This window comes from Dyella sp., from assembly GCF_035277725.1.
Taxonomy (GTDB): domain Bacteria; phylum Pseudomonadota; class Gammaproteobacteria; order Xanthomonadales; family Rhodanobacteraceae; genus Dyella_B.
This window is the reverse complement of the sequence record NZ_DATEJY010000046.1, coordinates 1-16,807: the sequence shown is the minus strand read 5'-3', so window position 1 is coordinate 16,807 and position 16,807 is coordinate 1. Positions and strand designations below refer to the sequence as shown.

The 16,807-nt window shown below is 60.2% G+C and carries 13 protein-coding genes; 10 read left to right on the top strand and 3 right to left on the bottom strand.

The features are described from left to right. Together VJR68_RS03895 and VJR68_RS03890 are read left to right on the top strand one after the other, a co-directional pair. Nucleotides 1-673, top strand: a 673-nt coding sequence (locus VJR68_RS03895; RefSeq protein ID WP_324146239.1) for a class I SAM-dependent DNA methyltransferase, incomplete at its 5' end; no start/stop codon positions are given. Further along, nucleotides 663-1,505 carry a lysozyme inhibitor LprI family protein gene (locus tag VJR68_RS03890; RefSeq protein WP_324146238.1) on the top strand — a complete coding sequence of 281 codons (843 nt, stop codon included), beginning with the start codon at nucleotides 663-665 and terminating at the stop codon, nucleotides 1,503-1,505. The genes VJR68_RS03895 and VJR68_RS03890, both read left to right, overlap by 11 nt. A gap of 193 nt (nucleotides 1,506-1,698) precedes the next feature. Here VJR68_RS03890 and VJR68_RS03885 read toward each other — a convergent pair whose 3' ends face one another. From VJR68_RS03885 to VJR68_RS03875, 3 genes are read right to left on the bottom strand one after another with little or no spacing between them, the layout of a single operon-like run. Then, nucleotides 1,699-2,226: a hypothetical protein gene (locus VJR68_RS03885; protein WP_324146237.1), complete on the bottom strand. Its 528-nt coding sequence runs from the start codon at nucleotides 2,224-2,226 to the stop codon at nucleotides 1,699-1,701. A 41-nt stretch (nucleotides 2,227-2,267) separates the two neighbouring features. Further along, nucleotides 2,268-2,786 (bottom strand): hypothetical protein, encoded by a 519-nt coding sequence (locus VJR68_RS03880; protein ID WP_324146236.1) that lies wholly within the window; start codon nucleotides 2,784-2,786, stop codon nucleotides 2,268-2,270. Nucleotides 2,787-2,836: 50 nt separating this feature from the next. Further along, nucleotides 2,837-3,742 (bottom strand): N-acetylmuramidase family protein, encoded by a 906-nt coding sequence (locus VJR68_RS03875; RefSeq protein ID WP_324146235.1) that lies wholly within the window; start codon nucleotides 3,740-3,742, stop codon nucleotides 2,837-2,839. Between the two features lie 79 nt (nucleotides 3,743-3,821). On the opposite strand from VJR68_RS03875, the gene VJR68_RS03870 reads away from it, so the two are divergent. The 8 genes from VJR68_RS03870 to VJR68_RS03835 all read left to right on the top strand — a co-directional run. Then, entirely contained in the window at nucleotides 3,822-5,786 is a 1,965-nt protein-coding gene (locus tag VJR68_RS03870) for a type VI secretion system Vgr family protein (RefSeq protein WP_324146234.1), read from the top strand. A 202-nt stretch (nucleotides 5,787-5,988) separates the two neighbouring features. Next, nucleotides 5,989-6,534, top strand: a complete 546-nt coding sequence (locus VJR68_RS03865; protein WP_324146233.1) for a DUF6931 family protein — start codon at nucleotides 5,989-5,991, stop codon at nucleotides 6,532-6,534. Nucleotides 6,535-6,548: 14 nt separating this feature from the next. After that, nucleotides 6,549-7,904, top strand: a complete 1,356-nt coding sequence (tagH, locus tag VJR68_RS03860) for a type VI secretion system-associated FHA domain protein TagH (RefSeq protein ID WP_324146232.1) — start codon at nucleotides 6,549-6,551, stop codon at nucleotides 7,902-7,904. A 99-nt stretch (nucleotides 7,905-8,003) separates the two neighbouring features. After that, on the top strand, nucleotides 8,004-9,347 hold the full coding sequence (gene tssK, locus VJR68_RS03855) for a type VI secretion system baseplate subunit TssK (RefSeq protein WP_324146231.1): 1,344 nt from the start codon (nucleotides 8,004-8,006) through the stop codon (nucleotides 9,345-9,347). 148 nt (nucleotides 9,348-9,495) lie between these two features. Beyond that, nucleotides 9,496-10,782 (top strand): type IVB secretion system protein IcmH/DotU, encoded by a 1,287-nt coding sequence (gene icmH, locus VJR68_RS03850; protein WP_324146241.1) that lies wholly within the window; start codon nucleotides 9,496-9,498, stop codon nucleotides 10,780-10,782. 5 nt (nucleotides 10,783-10,787) lie between these two features. Continuing rightward, nucleotides 10,788-14,330, top strand: coding sequence for a type VI secretion system membrane subunit TssM (gene tssM, locus VJR68_RS03845; protein WP_324146230.1), 3,543 nt, complete (start codon nucleotides 10,788-10,790; stop codon nucleotides 14,328-14,330). Between the two features lie 220 nt (nucleotides 14,331-14,550). Beyond that, on the top strand, nucleotides 14,551-16,122 hold the full coding sequence (gene tagF, locus VJR68_RS03840; RefSeq protein WP_324146229.1) for a type VI secretion system-associated protein TagF: 1,572 nt from the start codon (nucleotides 14,551-14,553) through the stop codon (nucleotides 16,120-16,122). Then, nucleotides 16,119-16,807, top strand: a 689-nt coding sequence (locus VJR68_RS03835) for a PP2C family serine/threonine-protein phosphatase (RefSeq protein ID WP_324146228.1), incomplete at its 3' end; no start/stop codon positions are given. The genes tagF and VJR68_RS03835, both read left to right, overlap by 4 nt.

The following is a 16,807-nucleotide window of genomic DNA, read 5'->3' as shown; positions in this document are numbered from 1 at the left end:
GCGCCATATGTTGGCCGCGTGTGGTGCCGCGGAAGCACCGTCACGCGCAGCGGATGACTATGTACGCGAAGTGTTCGATGCGTTCGCCGAGAGTTTCGACGAACAGCTGTTGAAGAATTTGAACTATCGCGCGCCGCAAGTGTTGGCAGAGGCCTTGGGCGGCGTATTGCCAAGTGCAACGGGAAAACTCGATATACTGGACGCCGGCTGCGGCACCGGCCTTTGCGCACCCTTGCTTCGTCCGTATGCAAAACTACTGATGGGTGTGGATCTATCAGGCGGCATGGTCGACAAGGCGCGTCTACGCGGTGGCTACGATGAACTGGAAGTGGCTGAACTTACGGGCTATCTGCGGGCGCAACTGGGTGTTTATGACATCGTGTTTTCCGCCGACACCCTGGTGTATTTTGGCGAATTGCAGGACGTGCTGGCCGCGTCGCACGATGCGCTTCGCCCCGGCGGCTGGCTGGCCTTTACGGTCGAGGCAGCAGAGGGCGGGGATGATCGTGTCGATCTTTCACCCAGTGGCCGTTACCAGCACACGCGGAGTTACGTAGAGCGTGTGCTCGAGGCGACAAAGTTCTCACACGTCAACATGAGCACGGACACATTGCGCAAGGAGGGCGGTCAGCCTGTGATCGGCTGGGTGGTATTGGCGCAGCGTGCGGGTTGAAGTCGGCGTGCGCATGAGCTCGCGGGGACACCTCTTCTTCTTACTCATAACGCTGGTGACAACCTGCGCCGCCTGCCAGGCAGCTTCGCTTCCCGATGCACTGATTGGCCGCTGGCAGGTCATAGAGGTGCATATCAATACCAATGCCACGGCGAAAACGAACTATGGGTGGAACGACGCGCGACTGCGCTGGCGCATCTTTACCTTTACCAGCACAGAACTCAGTAACGACGCCGCTGATGGCAGCAACTGCGAAGCTCCTCAGGTAGCCGTCACGAACATGCCAGCTATGCGCCTTATGGATGATAGCCTTGCCCATACAGGGGGCAGCGCCAGCGATCCCGAAGCACACCCATCACCCACTGCATACGAATTGAAGATCGATCCCAATGAACTGGTAAAAGTCATCAGCGTCCATTGCAAAGATGGGCTATGGGAAGGGGACCTGGGTACTGGTAAGGGAGTGGAGGGCGCGTGGATGTTTTTCACTCACTCAGGGCAGCTGGTTATACGCTGGCGCGACGAGACCTTGCTGGTTCTCGATCGCCTGCCTGCCGATGCCAAACCACGACCTTCATTCGACTGCCTCCACGCACGCTCGCCTGCCGAAAAAACTATCTGTGGTTCGCTACAACTTGCAGCTTTTGACCGCAGCGTGAATTGGTCCTATAAGGTTACACGTGATGACATCAAGGATACTGATGTCAGCTCAGCACAGCTGGCGGGCAGCCAGCGTGCATGGCTGCGTAAACGCGATGCTTGCGGCACGAATGCATCATGTTTGTTGAGCGTCATGCAGCGGCGGTTGGAGGAATTGTCCTCCTACCCGTAGCTGCCGTTATTTGCTCCGATGACACTAAAAAGATATTTTCATTAATGCGTTTTGATGCCATCGGATGTGCTGAATTAGGGCGGCGGGACCCAAAAATGTTCGGAGCGGTCCGACGGAAGCGAAGGCAGATTGAGCGTAGTTAAACCCCATCACCTGAAAGCGACATAACCGTGCACTGATTGACCTGGCGGGTTCAGGGTTGGTGGCAACCATCCTCCACGCCGCCATTTAGAAGATCGTCTGGATCACATTTCAAGTGTTTTCCGACTTCATCCAGATCGCCTTGAACTTTGCCAGCGCAAACCACCTTGTGCTCGACTTGGTCTTTGCCTTGTGCAATGACGCCGGTATAACGATTTCCATGAGTGTGGCGTAGATCGAATACTTGATAGTGATAGCCGCCGTGGGTGAAATTTAGGTCAGAACTGTTGTCGTTGCCGTCGATCTGTCGAGCGTACAACATGTTGGAGGTTCCCTTCGACGCATCTGCGGGGTAACTAAGTTCGACTTTGGACGGCCGCCCAAAACGGTATTGCAAGGCACTTGGCAGTGCACCGCATATGCTGATTATCTTGTGATTTTCCGTCTCACAGCTCAGGTAGGTCTTTTCACTGGCAGTGCACAAGGTAGTCGACGAAGGGGTGTCAGCCGCGAGAGAAGAGTCGCTTGCCAAGGAAGCCAGAACCGTCAAAAGAACGAATGCCGAGTTGAGTTTGTGCATGGTCGAAGTGGATTGGTGGGCTATAAGAATGGAAAGAGGGTTCAGCGGTGGCAGCTATCCGGAATACTGCTGTCGTTGAGAGCGTTGTCTGGGTCACATTTCAAGAACTTGCCAGGCTTAACCAAATTCCCTTCCACAGGTTCCTTACATTTCACTTGGTGTTCAATGCCGTCACTGCCTGTGACACGTACCCCGGCGCTATGACTGCCGTTGTCCTCGTCGTAGTCGAACAGGGTGTACCTGTAGCCGTTGTGATCAAACACCACTTCTGTGTAGTTGGTTCGAAAGCGGAAGTAGTAGGCGTAGCGCATCAGCTTGGTGCCGTCCGCGGCGCTACCTGGGTATTGCAGTTCAACTTTGCCAGGGTTGCCGAAGCGATATTGCAACGCATCGGGCAGGGTGCCGCATAGGCTGATGACTTTATAGTTGGTAGTGTGGCAGTTGTAGTACGTTTTTTCAGGAGGGCGGCAAAGTGAACCCGCGGGCGGCTGTGCTTTGCCGATGGAGGCCCAGCAGAGCAGGCCAAGCACGGCTAGTTTGCAGGCGTTGGAATGGCGCATAAGCGAAAGGGTCCGCAAAGTGGCAGGCGGTCAGGTGCGGTGCAAACAACCTATTTGAACTGGTCGTAGGCGGCGCTTAGCTTTTGATCGTAGTTGTACTTTTTGTACCCTGGACCATTGTAGAGCCGTGCCATGTTCGCCCAGTCCTTCTCCTGGCAGGCTTTCTTCAACGCCGGTGTGTGGCCTACGAAGCCAGCAAATGCCTCCAGGTGTCCGAATTCCGAACGTATCAGGGCAAGCACGAGCGATTCTACGGTCGGATGGCCGGTCGCCTTGTAGTTTGCTCCCATTATTTGGAAGCGGCCCCATGATGCAGACTGAAGGGCAGCGGCTTTGTCCAGCAAGTAGGCCTCTTTCAGCCTTGGATATTGCATGTCCGGAGTGCCGTAGCGATCATCCTTGGGCTTGTCGGGCTGGGTTTGCGCCGGTGGGGCAGCCGGTGTAGCAGGCGCCCCCTTTTTGGCATGTTTGGAATGTGGCGCTTTTTTGTGAGCCACATTTTTGTGATATGGCGTCGGATCGGAGATATGTGGGTGAGTGGCGTCAAACTGTCCCTTGGTAAGCTTATGGAAGTAATGACGCTCGTACAGAATGGCGGGGCGGCCGAGACTGTCGAATGGTGAGTGTCCTGTTTCTACCTTGGCGAACGCCTTGATCACTGCGACCTCAACGCCGAGCTTGTCCGCGACAGTTTTGAATTGATCGTCTGTAATGCCGGTCTGCGGCTGTAACTTTGTGTCGGTAAAAAGCAGTGAAATGTCAGGCTGCGTGGTAGGCTGCGCAGGCGCTGGTGGTACAATGGGTCCGTTCCAGGGGCCATACAAGGTGGAAACCGGGGGGAGCCAATTAGGCTGAGGGGAAATCGGCTTAAGCGGATCGAAGTATCGCTGATCTCCGCAAGAAGTTTGCGATGACAGCAGCGAAAAAATAGGACCTGGATCACATGTGTTCGCCATGATGCATCCTTTTCCTTGGTAGCGCAGCGCTTTAAGCGAATGGACTATAGCAGAGTTCCAGATTAGGGAGAGCAGGGGAATGACCGACACAGTTACGATCACTTCCGACAAATGTGACGATATACGCTTCGTCACCATGACTGCCAAAGAGGGGCTCGGCCAGTTATTCGATTTTTACGTCCAGTTTGAGAGCCAGGATGTTGGGATCGATCTTTCAGGCCTGCTGGGCTCCCCCATGACCGTCACGCTCGCCGCGGAGGACGGATTCAAACGCTACTTCAATGGCATCGTCATTCGCGCGAATCAAATCAGCGTCGAAAGCATCGAAAACCTTGTGTATGCCACCTATGAAGTGGCGCTGGCGCCCAAGCCATGGCTGCTTCGGCAAAAAGTCGACTGCCGCATTTACAAGCAGCAGAGCGTTCCAGACATCATCAAGCAGGTTTTGGGCGAAATTGGCTATAGCGATATCAAACTCAGCCTGACCGGCTCCTACGCTGCCCGCGATTATTGTGTCCAATATCGCGAGGATTACTTCAATTTTATTAGCCGGCTGATGGAGCAGGAGGGTATTTATTACTACTTCACTCACACGGCAAATACCCACACCATGGTGCTGGCCGACGGCATCGGAGCCCATCAAAAGGTCGATGGCTTCAGCGAGGCAGCTTACGCATCCAGTGCGGATTCGGTATTGCGTCGAGATGCCACCGTCCTCAGTTGGGGAACGTTGCGCAGCGTGGACAAGACCAAATATGCGCTGACCGACTACGATCCGATGGCACCGAAGGCCTCGTTGTTGTCGCTCGGCAATGCGGATGGGCACGCCGCCGCCGAAGCTGATGATGTGCTTGACGTGTTCGATTTCCCTGGAGGCCATGTCACCGCAGCGGCGGGTGAGCACTATGCGCAAGTTCGTGCGGAAGCATTGACCGCCTGGCATTCGCACTATTCGGGCGCGACTGGGACGCCTTCGGTGCAAATCGGTGGATTGTTTTCACTGACCAACTATCCGCGCCAGGAATTTAATCAGGAATACCTTATCGTCGGCACTGATATCCAATTGCATGCACCGCCCCACGGCCCAGGCGGTGGTGGCGGAAGCCTGTCTTTCCATTGCAGTTTCAACGCGATCGAGAGCAAGACTCCGTTCCGCAGCATGCTGGTGGCTAAAAAGCCTGCCATAGTTGGCCTGCAAACCGCGATGGTGACTGGCAGTGACACCGAGGAGGACATCGCGGTCGACAAATACGGGCGTGTGGAGGTGACCTTCCATTGGAACACCCCGGACAAGAAAAACGCGAAGTGTTCCTGCCCCGTACGCGTGGCTACCCCATGGGCTGGCAAAAACTGGGGCGCCATCAGCATTCCGCGCGTGGGCCAGGAAGTGGTGGTGAGCTTCCTGGAAGGCGATCCGGATCGTCCGTTGATCATCGGCAGCGTCTATAACGGCGACAACACCGTGCCGTACAGCCTGCCGGACAACAAGACCCAAAGCGGCATCAAGAGCCGCAGCCTGCTGGGCGGCGCGGCGGATTTCAACGAGCTGCGTTTCGAGGACAAGAAGGGCAGCGAAGATTTCTTCATGCATGCGCAAAAAGACATGCACGAAGAGGTGGAAAACGATCACGTGGTGACCATCGACCACGATGAAACCGTCACCATCAAGAACGATCGCCACCACACCATCAACAACAACGACACGCAGGACGTGGGCAAGGTGTTCAAGCTCACGGCCGGACAGGAGATTCAACTGGTCACGGGCTCGTCGAGTATCATCTTGAAGAGCACGGGCGAGATTCAGATCACCGGCATCAACGTCACCATTACCGGCAATTCGTCGGTGAAGGTGGAAGGGCAGGTGCAGGTGGGCATCAAGGCGGGCGCCACCATGGACATCGGCGCCGGCGCCAGTTTGAAGGTGCATTCGGATGCGATGCTGGACGTGGAAGGCGGTGCGTCCACCAGCATCAAGGGTGCGATGGTGACTGCCAGCGGCGATGCGATGACGCAAGTGTCGGGCGGGATCATCATGATCGGGTGATAGCTTTACAGGCCGTCCTTCCCGCCAAAGCGGAGGTGCTTTACAACAGCGAAGCTGGTCAATCCATCTTCGCTTTAGTTCCAGAGCACATGGATTCCCGTTTTGGCGAAATGATGGTCAAGCAAGAAAGGATCACGCAAGCGGACAGGGACGCCGAAGGGGCAACGGCAGCGCAGTAGCACGGATCGTCAAGGGGAACTGGATGTCGGTCGTTACGCAGGCTTCAATGCAAATGGGCTTGTCAGCCCTGGCGAGCGCCAGGCTGCGCCCGGAAATGACGCCGGAGCTGGCGGTGCAGACGCTGCTCGATGCCGGCGACACCCAGGATGCGCTCAAGCTGCTCGCACGTTTATTGCCCAAGCGCTACGCCGTCGCGTGGCTGCTGCAATGCGCGCGCGAACAGCCGCTCGGGTTGGAAGACAAGGCCGGCGCATCGCTGGCCGAAAAATGGGTGCGCGAACCGAACGAAGACAATCGCCGTGCCGCCTACGAATTCGCCAATGCCGGCGGCTATCGCTCGCTGGGCGCATGGCTGGCCGCAGCGGCGGGCTGGTCCAGCGGCAGTTTGGCACCGGCCTCGCAAGAACAAGCCGTCCCGCCACCGGAACATCTCACCGCGCGCGCCACCGTGGCCGCCATCAACCTGATGGCCGCGCTGGTGAGCGAGCAATTCGAAGTACGCCGTACCGCTTTCATCGAGCGCGCCATGAGCCTGCTCAATGCGAGCGCCAACGGCGGTAATCGCTAAAGCAGGGGATTTACGTGTCGACGCCACAGACATTGACGCTCGTCGTGCAAGGCCCACAGGCAGCGCAATTCGGCAGTCGCAGCCAGAAGAGTTTTCATGCGAAGGACGGCAGCATCGGGCGCTCCGAGGATTGCGACTGGGTGCTGAGCGCGTCCGGCGTATCGCGCGTGCATGCCATGGTGCGCTATCTCAACGGCATCTATTTCATTGAGGATCGCAGCACCAACGGCATGCTGCTCAATGGTTCGCCGTTGATCAAAGGCGATCCGGCGGCGTTGAAGAACGGCGATCGTCTGCAGATCGACACATTCGAAGTGGTCGCGCGCATGGAGGCCGATAGCGAAACCATCGTGCAGATCGGCCCGCCGGTGGCGCATCCCATGCCTGCGCCTGCGCCCGCAGCACCGCCGGTGTCGGCGGCCTTCAATAACGATCCGCTGGATTTCGATTTTCTCAATCCCATCCCGGCCGTGTCCGCGCCCACGCCCACGCCTTCGCGCGCCTCATCCATCGATAGCCTGATTCCCGGCATGCAGCAGTCAGCGCCGGCCAGCTCCGATCTCGATCCGCTCAGTTTTCTCGACGAACCGTTCGGCGCGCCCGCCCCGGAACCGGCGCCCACGCCAAGCTGGAATCATGCACCCAGCGTCAATGATCACTTCCGCCCGCCGACCACGGATGTGCGCAAGCAAGCGAACACGCTGCCGGAAAACTGGGACCTGACCACTGGCGATTTCGCACCCGCACCTGTTGCACCTGCGCCACCTCCCGCACCGGAACCGGTGGTGGCATCGCCGCCGCCGCCACCGCCGCAAGTCGCCGTGCCGATCCCATCACCCGCACCGGTCGGCGCGCTGCCGCAAGATGTGGATCAGATCTTCCGCATCGTAGTTGACGGCGTGATGGACGTGCTGCGCGCGCGTGCGGAGATCAAGAATACCTTTCGCTTGCCGGTCACGATCATCCAGCGGTCGGAAAACAATCCGCTGAAATTTGCGCTGGGTACCGATGAGGCGATGCAGAAAATCCTTGGGCCCGCCAATCCCGGCTTTCTGTCCGGCACGGCGGCGTTCCAGGACGCGTTCGAAGATATTCGTTTGCATCAAATGGCCATGCTGGCCGGCGTGCGCGCCGGTTTCGAAGCCTTGTTGATGCATTTCAATCCGGATCGCTTCGAGCACGAAGTGGATGGCGGCAAGCGAGGCGGCGTGGCGTTTGGTGCCAAAGGCAAGTACTGGGACAAGTATCGCGACAACTTCGAAGGCCTGGTGAAGAACCCGGACGATACGTTCCGGCGCTTGTTTGGGGATGAGTTTGCGCGGGCGTATGAGGAGCAATTGGCGAGGCTCAAGGGGAGTCGGCGTAAATGAACGTTGATGTACGTGCGTGCTGCAGACTTCCCTTCGCCGGAATGACGGCAAGGGCGGTATTCCGCTGCTTGAAATGAAATCGCAAGACGGACCGGATACATGACGCAAAACAACAAAGTGGTATGGAGCGAAGGCCTGTTCCTGCGGCCGCAGCACCTGCAGCAGCAAGAGCGTTACCTGGAGCGCTTTGTCGAAGTGCGCGCCGGGGCGTTGCGGCCGTATGCCTGGGGCTTCCACGAACTGGAGCTGGAAGCCGACTTGCTGGCGATCGGCAAGATCGGCATCAAGCGCGCTCGTGGCGTGTTCCCCGACGGCACGCCGTTCTCCATGCCCAACGACGATCCGCTGCCGCCCGCGCTGGACGTGGATCCGAACTGGCGCGACCAGACCGTCTACCTCACTTTGCCTTTGCGTTCGCCCACGCAACCCGATAGCGGACGTCCCGAAGCGGCGTCGGAAAAACTGTTCCGCTATCGCGTGCGCGAAGCCGAGGTGCGCGATGCGTCCGGCAGCATGGACGGCCTGACCGTGCTGGAAGTCGGCGGCATGAGCAGCCGCCTGCTGCCGCAATCGCAGCCGATGGAAGGTCTGTCGCAAATTCCGTTGACGCGCATCGTCGAATGCCGCGCCGATCGCCGCGTAGTGTTGGACGACACCTTCATGCCGACCGGGCAAACCTGCCAGGCGGTGCCGCGGCTGGTGACGTTCCTCACCGAATTGCTGGGCCTGCTGCATCAACGCGGCGAAGCATTGGCCAGCCGCGTGGCGGTAACCGATCGCGGTGGCGCGGCGGAAATCGCTGACTTTCTGCTGCTGCAGGTAGTCAATCGCTATCAACCGTTGATTGCGCACCTGGCTTCCGCACCGATTGCGCATCCGGAAGACCTCTATCGCATGGCGGTTGCCATGGCGGGTGAATTGGCTACTTTCACCGCGCCGAGCAAGCGTGCACAGGCATTTCCGCCGTATCGCCATGAATTGCTGCGCGAGAGTTTCGATCCGGTGATCATGGCTTTGCGCAACAGCCTGAGCGCGGTGATGGAACAAACTGCCACGCCGATTCCGCTGCAGCAGCGCAAGTTCGGCGTGTGGGTGGCGGTGGTGCCGGATCTCACCTTGCTCGACACCGCGGCCTTCGTGCTCGCTGCCAAGGCGGATATGAAGTCGGAAGATTTGCGGCGTCAATTGCCGGCGCAATCGAAGATCGGTCCGGTGGAAAAAATCCGCGACCTGGTGAACCTGCAATTGCCGGGCATCGTCGTGGCACCGATGCCGGTGGCGCCGCGGCAGATTCCGTACAACTCCGGCTTTTTGTATTTCGAATTCGACAAGAACTCGCAGATGTGGCGGATGCTGAAGACGTCCGGTGGCATTGCGTTCCACTTTGGCGAGGAATTTGCCGGGCTTGATTTGCAATTGTGGGCCATCAGAGGCGGAACATGAGTCATCAGCGCCTATGTTCGTACGCCGTAGGTCGGGGTGCGAACCCCAACACCGGGATATCGATAGGCACGGAATGTTGGGGTTCGCACCCCAACCTACGGGTTCGGAGCATCGAGACATGAGCCAGAACAACGGCCCCAACGACGACATGCGCGATGCCACCATCGTGCGCCCGCACGGTTCCGCGCCAGCGCCCGCACCGGCAGCGCCGCCGCCTTCCGCAGCGCGCGCACCTGCGCCATACGCGCCGTCTGCGGAAATCAACCAGTTCCTGGAAGGCGGCCCCAACCCGCTGGTGCAAGCGGCCAGCCCGCTGCTGCTGCTCGCCGTGCAATTGCGCCACAGCGTTGCCCCGCCGGATGCCATGCATCTGCGCGAACAGGCCATTGCGCAGATGCGCCGTTTTGAAACGCTCGCGCAGGCGGCGAACATTCCGCAGCAAACCATCCTCGCCGCGCGCTACGTGCTGTGCACCATGCTGGACGAAGCCGTGCTCAACTCGCCCTGGGGCGAACACAGCGGCTGGGCGCAGAAAACGCTGCTGGTCACCTTCCACAGCGAGTCCTACGGCGGCGCCAAGTTCTTCCAGATTCTGGAACGCCTATGCTCGGATTTCGCCAAGCACATTGATTTGATCGAACTGATGTACATCTGCCTGGCGCTGGGTTTTGCCGGGCGCTATCAGATCGAATCCGGCGGCCGCGCCAAGCTCGCCGACATTCAGGAAGATCTCTACCGGCGTATCCAGTCGCAACGCGCCAAGCCGGCGGATGAATTGGCGCCGCACTGGCGCGGTATCGAAGACCGCCGCAATCCGCTCATCCGCTACGTGCCGCTGTGGGTGGTCGCGGCGTTTGCCGCGGTGATCCTGCTCGGTGCATTTTTGTTTTTTTACTCGCGTCTCAATGGTCTTTCCTCGCCAATCAGTGCACAGCTGGCGCAAATCGGCCTGGAAAACGGCACGCCACCGGATACCGCCCGCCAGCCGCATCCGGCGCGCAAGAGCCTCAAGCAATTGCTTTCGCCGGAAGAACAGGCAGGTCAACTTACCGTCGATGAAAAGCCCGATGGCGAAGCGATGGTGCGCCTTGCCGCCACCGGCATGTTCCCCTCCGGCGGCGTGGACGTGAGCGCGGATGAAATCCCGCTGCTGCACAAGATCACCGCTGCGCTCAATCAAGTGCAGGGCAGGGTGATCGTGGTGGGGCATACCGATGACCAGCCGATCCGCTCGCTGAAATACAAAGACAACTTCGAGCTGTCCAGTGCGCGTGCGCATAGCGTGGCGCAGATCCTGAGCGACGGCCTGGATAACGCCGCGCGTATCGAATCCAGCGGCGCCGGTTCTTCGCAACCGATCGCGCTGCCACCCGATACGCCCGACAACCGCACGCGTAACCGGCGCGTGGAAATCAAGTTCATTCCGGAGGATTGAACCCTGTGAAGATTTTTGCGCTGTTCAAATCCGGTTGGTTCATTGCGCTGATCGGCATCATCCTGTTGTCGATCCTGATCTGGCTGGGCGGCCCGTATCTGGGCATCGGCGATTCGCAACCGCTGGCCAGTGCCGTGGCGCGCCTGGTCACCATCATCGTCATTATCGCGATCTGGGCGATCTGGCTGCAGGTGCAGCAGCTGCGTGCACGCAAGAAAGCCCAGCAGATGTCCGGCGATATGGTCTCGCAAGAGGCCAAGCCCGCCGGCAACGATAGCGACCAACGCAGTACGGCGGAACGCACGCAACTGCAAGGGCGTTTCCAGGAAGCCGTCGATACGCTGCGCAAAACCAGGCGCGGCGGCAATCTCTACACGCTGCCGTGGTACGTGGTGATCGGTCCGCCGGGCTCAGGCAAAACGACCTTGCTGCAGAATTCGGGCCTCAATTTCCCGCTCTCCGATCGGTTCGGCAAGCAGGCGCTGCGCGGTGTCGGTGGTACACGTAATTGCGATTGGTGGTTTACGGACGAAGCGGTGTTTCTCGACACCGCCGGCCGCTACACCATGCAGCAATCCGACCAGGCGGCGGATTCTTCCGCGTGGGGCGAATTTCTTAAATTACTGCGCAAATACCGCAAGCGCCGGCCGATCAACGGCGTGCTGATCGCGATGAGCATGTCCGACCTGCTTACGCTGGATCAGAACGGCATGCAGGAGCACGTGCAGGCCATTCGCCGTCGCCTGGATGAACTGTCCACGCAGTTGCGCATCGGCGTGCCGGTGTATCTGGTGCTGACCAAGTGCGACTTGATTGCCGGTTTCACTGAATTTTTTGATGATCTCAGCCCGGAATTGCGCAGCCAGGTATGGGGCGCGTCGTTCCCGGTCGATCAGACCATGAACGGCAGTGCCGCCAAGCAATTCAGCAGCGAATTCGAATTGCTGTTGAACCGCTTGCACACGCGCATCCTGAGCCGCCTGCATGCGGAGCGCGATCCCAATCGGCGCGGTGCGATCCTGTCGTTCCCGCAACAACTGGGTGCCTTACGTGAAACGCTGCGCCAGTTCGTCGAAGGCGTGTTCACCGGCTATGCCTATGGCACGCCACCGCTGTTGCGTGGCGTGTACCTCACCTCCGGGACGCAGGAAGGCACGCCGATCGATCGCATGATGGCGGCGGTGGCGCGCACCTTCGGTCTCGATGCCGCGCAGGTACATGCACCGGGCGCGCAGCAGCGCACATTCTTCGTCGAGCGTTTGCTGAAGGATGTGCTGTTCCGCGAATCCGGTTTCGCCGGCACCAACCCGAAACTGGAGCGGCAGAAGATCCTGCTGCAGGCGGCGTCGTATCTGGGTGTGCTGGTTGTTACCGTGCTGTTGCTGGCCGGCTTTATCGAGAGCTATGGACGCAACAGTGGTTATCTTTCGCAGGTTGAGGATGCGCTGAAGAACTATCCGGCAACCAGCGACGTATCCGCGGCGACCACGCAGAAGGATTACTTCGCACGCTTATTGGAACGGCTGGAAGGTCTGTCCGGCGTGCAGGACGTTGCCCAGCAATACAAGGACAGGGTGCCGCTGTCGATGCGCTTGGGCCTGTTCCAGGGCCATGCGGTGGGCGACGAGGTGCACGGTGCTTACTTGCGCGAACTCAACGGCTTGTTGCTGCCTGGCGTGGCGTCGCAGTTCCGCACCGGCTTGACCACCAGCGCGAGCGATCCGCAGGCGCTGTATTACTACCTCAAGGGTTATCTGATGCTGGGCGAGCCCAAGCATCAGAATGCCGACGAGCTGGTGGCGCTCACCGATATCGAATGGCGCAAGATCTTCCCCGACGATGCCGTGCTGCAAAAGGCGCTGGCCAAGCACTTCCATGCGCTGGTCGAGCAGCCGGGGCAACTGCGCCCGCTGCATCTGGACGATCAACTGGTGGAGCAGGCACGCAGTACATTGCGCACGGCCGATCTTTCCACGCTGGTCTACGGCAGCCTGAAGCTCAGCATGGACAGTTCCGATCACGCGCCGCTGCAACTGGACAAGGAGCTGGGCCTGCTCGGCAACGTGTTCCGCCGCAGCAGCGGTGCGTCGTTGTCCGAGCCGATTCCGGCGCTTTACACGCAGCCGGTGTTCGCGACGGAAGTGAACAAAGGCATTGAAGAAGCGGTGAAGCAATTCACCCAGGACGACTGGGTGTTTGGTGCCGGCAAGATCGATGCGATCCAGCAGGCCAAGCTCGCGCAACAGGTGCTGGCGTTGTATCAGCTCGATTACATCAAGGTATGGGATGCCCTGCTCAATGATCTGCAGTTGCAGCCCATCACCAATATCCAGGACGCCAGCGCCACGGCAGCCAAGCTCTCCGGCCCCAGTTCTCCGCTGAAATCGCTATTGATGGTGGTGCGCGACAACACGCACGACCTGATGCGTGCACCGCCGGAAAGCAGTGCCGACAAGGCGGAAGGCGCCCTGAAGAAAGCCGCGGAAAAACGCGCCGAACAGCGCGCCGAGCAAACCGCGGTGATGCGTGCACTGGCCGGTGCCGGCATCAATGGCAGCAAGGGCGAAGGCGGGCAGAGTGAAGCCAAGCCGGGCGATGCGATCAGCGCGCATTTCGACACGCTCAACAAGCTTACCGATGGTGGACCCGGCAGCACGCCGATCGATCACACGCTGAGCGTGCTCGATCAGCTCAGCAAAACGCTGCTGACCATGACCGACTTCAGCAGTGCGGCAGGTCAACCCAACCCGCAATTGTTGATGGCGCAACAGGAAGCTTCGCAACTGCCGCCGCCGGTCTCGGGTTGGGTGGCTGCGTTGACCGGCAAAAGCCAGGCATTGGTCGCCACCGGCACCAGCGGCGCGCTCGGCGATGCATTCCAGCAGACCGCCGGCAAGGATTGCGCGGATTTCACGCGTGGCCGCTATCCGTTCTCGCCGAACAGCGCAACGGATATTCCGCTGCAGAACTTCGGCGAGTTGTTCGGTTATGGCGGTCGCTTCGACAGCTTCTACAAGCAGACGCTGGACAAGCTGGTGGACGCCAGTGGCCCGACCTGGAAATGGAAAACCGGTCCTGGCGCCGTGAGCGGTTCACCCGGCATGCTCGCGCAAATGCAACTGGCCGACAGCATCAAGCAGATGTACTTCCGAAACAACGGCGCTACGCCGGAGGTGGATTTCACCTTGGTTGCGCCATCGCTTGACCCCGGCATCGGCAAGCTGGCCATCACCATCGACGGGCAGAAGTTCGAATACCAGCCCGGCAGCACCAGCAGCATGGGCATGAAGTGGCCCGGTCCGCAGCCCGGTCATGTGACCATTTCCGCGTGGGATGCCAGCGGCAATCTGCTCAGCACGTTCGACTATCAAGGCGATTGGGCGTTCTTCCATGCGATGCAGGCGGCGAACCTGCAAAAGCAATCCGATCTGCGTTATCTCGCCAGCTTCAACTTTGGCGGGCATGTCGCCAAGGTCACGGTGCAGGCGGATAACCTGAAGAACCCATTCCTCAATACCACCGTGCAACGTTTCAGGTGTGGAGGTTGAGCTGGACATGACTCAGTGCTGCGAACTTAAGGGCACCCGGATAAATCGCCCAAGCCTCCGTCGCCCCGGCGAAGGCCGGAGCCCAGCGACTTTTCAGGTGCCTGAAGACGCTGGGTTTCAGCCGCGGGAAACCTTTCTTCGTCATTCCAGCTTTCGCTGGAATGACGGGTCTGGGTTCTGCGGCGACTTGGCATTGCCCTCAAGTTCGGAGCCGTAGGCGATGATTCCGACAGGGGCGGGATTCTTCGGCAAACTTCCTAGCGCGGGCGATTTTGTGCAGCGCCGGCTGCCGTCGTCGTTCGTGGATACGTGGGACCAGCATTTCGAGCGCGCGGTGGATGCAAGCCGCCAGGCGCTGGGCAATGCCTGGCAGCATGCGTATCGCAGAAGCCCTGCGTGGCGGTTCCTGTTGTCGCCGGGCGTATGCGGCGCCTCTGCGTGGACGGGCGTGATGGGTGCGGCCGGTGATCGCGTGGGCCGCAGTTTCCCGATGGTGATCGCGGTGCCGCTGGATGATGCCTCGATGGCCACGCAAGCCTTGCGCGATGGCGAACGCTGGTTCGCGGCCATGGAACACGTGCACGCCGCCGCGCAATCCGACGCTACCACCAGTGTCGAAACCTTCGACGCGCAACTGCTTGCCCTCGCCGGCATGCCGCTGGCGGCGCCGGCATCATGGATGGTGGACGGCCTGGAGCACGTTGCTTTTCACAACGCCGGCCAATGGCGCATGCCGTTGCCGCGCGCACGCGCCGACGGCGATTTTCTCGCGCGCTTGTGGACGCGGGTCAGCGAAAGCGGCAGCGGCTGGTGCCTGTGGTGGACGCAAGGCGGCGGCCATGTTCCCGCCAGCGTGCTGGTCACGCGTGGTTTGCCGGAACCTTCGAGCTATGCCGGTTTTCTCGATGCGAAGTTCGCGGACGAGGGCTGGCAGACGCTGGGCACCTTCGAAGACACGCCGCATCAGCATCACCATGCACCGCATGTTTCCATGACGGCACCCGTTGTCGCGGCACCATCGCGCACCTTGCTGCCGGACGACTTGAGTGAATTGTTTGCCGATCTCGTGCCGCCGGTGTCGATGTCGGTGGCTACCGGCGTGATAGCAGAAGAGGGCGCACCGCCTGCACCAACCAGCGGCACTACGACCACTTATCGCAGCGATATCGCACTGGCCTTGGTCGCCGCCGATGAAGGCTCGGCCGATGAGCGCCGGCAGGCTGCCGCGGCCGCAAATCAAGTCGCCAACGAGTTGCGCGCGGACGAACTGGCTGGCGATCTGAAGGTATTGAGCCAACGCCTGCTCGCCTTGCATCCGCGCCTGCGCGAACGCAGCGAGGACCTGATCAATCCGGTGCCGGAAGACGGCTCCGTGATCGCCGTGCATATCACCCGGCGCTGGGCCAACCTGCTGCGCATCGGCACCGCCGCAGCGTGGCACTGGCACAAAGGTTCGCTGCAATCCTTGTTCGCCACCGCTGCAGCACCTGGCGATGACAATGCGCTTGGCGGCGATTTCGACGATCTGCTGTTCACGCGTGCTGCTCCGGTAGCCTCCGGCTTGGGCGGGCCCACCGAACCGCTGTGCGACGAAGTGGTCTGCGCGGTGGAAGCGGGCGATCGTTTGCTGTTGGTTGTTACGCAAAACCTGGTGCAGCTTGCACCGGACGTGTATGCGCGTGCGCTGGCCATGCCTTCCTGCGAGGAAGCACGTGCGTGCATTGCCGCTGCCGCCGGGCTTGGCAGTGAACCGGCCCGCTGGCCGCTGGCCGTGATCGAGGTGACTGCATGACCTTACGCTACGAATCCGTCGGCCATACCGATACCGGCAAAGTCCGCGCGCACAACGAGGATGCGATCCTGGTGCGCGATGACGTCGGCCTGTGGGTGGTGGCCGATGGTTTGGGCGGCCATACCGCCGGCGACGTTGCCAGCGGCATGATCGTGGACCGCCTGCGCGCGCTGCCGCGGCAAGGCGACGTGTTCGACTTTGTGGAAGCGATCGAAGACACCTTGTCGCAAGTCAATGCCGAATTGCGGCGCGTGGCGCGCGAGCAGAATGTCGACGTGATCGGCTCCACCGTGGTGGTGCTGGTGCACGACAAGGATTTCATGCTGTGCGGCTGGGTGGGCGACAGCCGCGGCTACTGTTTCGAGGATGGCCATCTGCGGCAGATCACGCGCGATCACGTGCACGGTGCGAAAAGCGACGTGACGCAACTGGGCCAGGCGCAGCCGGCGGGCGCTGGCGTGCTCACGCGTGCGATCGGCGCGGAAGAAAACCTGTTCGTGGATTGGGTGGTGACGGGCAGCCGGCCCGGCATGGCGTTTCTCTTGTGCAGCGACGGCATCAACAAGGAACTGTCGGATGCCGAACTGGATCAGGAATACCGCGCGCACAGCGATCCGCAGATGGTGCTGGCGCGGTTGTTCGAGGTGTCGCTGAATCGGGCAGGGCGGGACAATATTTCTGCGGT

Bases quoted from the DNA above. Each gene is read 5' to 3' on its own strand.
- VJR68_RS03880 (WP_324146236.1), bottom strand. From the start codon at position 2,786: ATGCGCCATTCCAACGCCTGCAAACTAGCCGTGCTTGGCCTGCTCTGC.
- tagF (WP_324146229.1), top strand. From the start codon at position 14,551: ATGATTCCGACAGGGGCGGGATTCTTCGGCAAACTTCCTAGCGCGGGC.
- VJR68_RS03875 (WP_324146235.1), bottom strand. From the start codon at position 3,742: ATGGCGAACACATGTGATCCAGGTCCTATTTTTTCGCTGCTGTCATCG.
- VJR68_RS03885 (WP_324146237.1), bottom strand. From the start codon at position 2,226: ATGCACAAACTCAACTCGGCATTCGTTCTTTTGACGGTTCTGGCTTCC.
- VJR68_RS03870 (WP_324146234.1), top strand. From the start codon at position 3,822: ATGACCGACACAGTTACGATCACTTCCGACAAATGTGACGATATACGC.
- tssK (WP_324146231.1), top strand. From the start codon at position 8,004: ATGACGCAAAACAACAAAGTGGTATGGAGCGAAGGCCTGTTCCTGCGG.
- VJR68_RS03865 (WP_324146233.1), top strand. From the start codon at position 5,989: ATGTCGGTCGTTACGCAGGCTTCAATGCAAATGGGCTTGTCAGCCCTG.
- icmH (WP_324146241.1), top strand. From the start codon at position 9,496: ATGCGCGATGCCACCATCGTGCGCCCGCACGGTTCCGCGCCAGCGCCC.